Source organism: Arthrobacter sp. Y3223164 (assembly GCF_059091005.1).
On sequence record NZ_JBNHGF010000593.1, the window covers coordinates 1 to 1228 of the forward strand.

The following is a 1228-nucleotide window of genomic DNA, read 5'->3' on the forward strand; positions in this document are numbered from 1 at the left end:
CTGGCCGCCGCGGGCTGGGCTTTCGCCCCGGACCTGACCGCGGCCATGGGGGCCAGCGGGCAGGTGCAGGGGTTCGCGGTGGACTACCTGCGCTGGTCGATGCCCGGCCTGCCGGGCATGCTGATCGTGCTGGCGGCCACCGGGGTGTTGCGCGGCTTGCAGGACACCAAGACCCCGCTGCTGGTCGCCGGCATCGGCTTCCTGGCCAACATCGGCCTAAACTTCCTGTTGGTCTATGGGATGGGGCTCTCGGTGGCCGGGTCCGCCATGGGCACCAGCCTGGTCCAGTGGGCCATGGCGGCGGTCTACCTCGTCATCGTCTACCGCGGAGCCGTCAGGCACAGCGTGCGGCTGCGGCCCACCTGGGTCGGCCTGAAGGCCACCACGCACGTGGGCTCCTGGCTGATGCTCCGGACCCTGAGCATGCGGATTGCCTTGCTCGCGACGGTCTTTGTGGCCACCTCGCAGGGACCGGTGAGCCTGGCCGGCCACCAGTTGGTGATGACGATGTACAGTTTCCTGGCCTTCGCGCTGGACGCCATCGCCATCGCCGCGCAGGCCCTGATCGGGAAGGAACTCGGGGCCTCGAACAAGGCGCTGGCACACTCGCTGACCCGCCGGATGATCGTTTGGGGAGTGGGATTCGGCGTGGTGACCGGCCTGCTGCTGGCGGCGGTGGCGCCGGTGCTCGGCTGGGTCTTCACCTCCGACCCGGCCGTCCACCAGGCGTTTACGGCCGCGATCTGGCTGCTGGCCCTGAGCCAGCCGATCTGCGGCCTCGTCTTCGTCCTCGACGGCGTGCTGATCGGCGCCGGCGACGCGCGCTACCTGGCCATTGCCGGCGTGGTGAATCTGCTGGCGTACGCGCCGCTGCTGGTGTGGGTGGCCACGGCCGGGCTGACCGGCACGGCGGGACTCGTCTGGCTGTGGGCGGCCTTCGGGCTCGGCTACACCGCGGCCCGCGCGGTCACGCTCGGCTGGCGGGTCCGCAACGATGCGTGGATGGTCACCGGGGCACACTAGGCTTGAACCGTGACGATCCCGAGTACTACCCAAGCGGCCGTATTCTGGCAGCCGGTCCTGATCCGCGCCCTGGTGGCCGCCGCCTTTGGCGCCACCACTATCTTCTGGCAGGAACCCGACCGCACCGTGATGGCACTGGCCGGCGGGCTGTTCCTGCTGCTCAGCGGCGGGGCGGTCTGGCTGCTGGCGCGCAAGCCGGCCGCTG

At 70.5% G+C, this 1228-nt stretch carries 1 protein-coding gene and 1 pseudogene; both read left to right on the plus strand.

Annotation, left to right across the window (positions count from 1 at the left end):
• The coding region (locus tag AC5RUJ_RS16675) for an MATE family efflux transporter (protein ID WP_494156292.1) at positions 1-1023 on the plus strand (1023 nt) is incomplete at its 5' end.
• A 9-nt stretch (positions 1024-1032) separates the two neighbouring features.
• Positions 1033-1228: pseudogene (locus tag AC5RUJ_RS16680) on the plus strand (hypothetical protein); the annotation flags it as partial.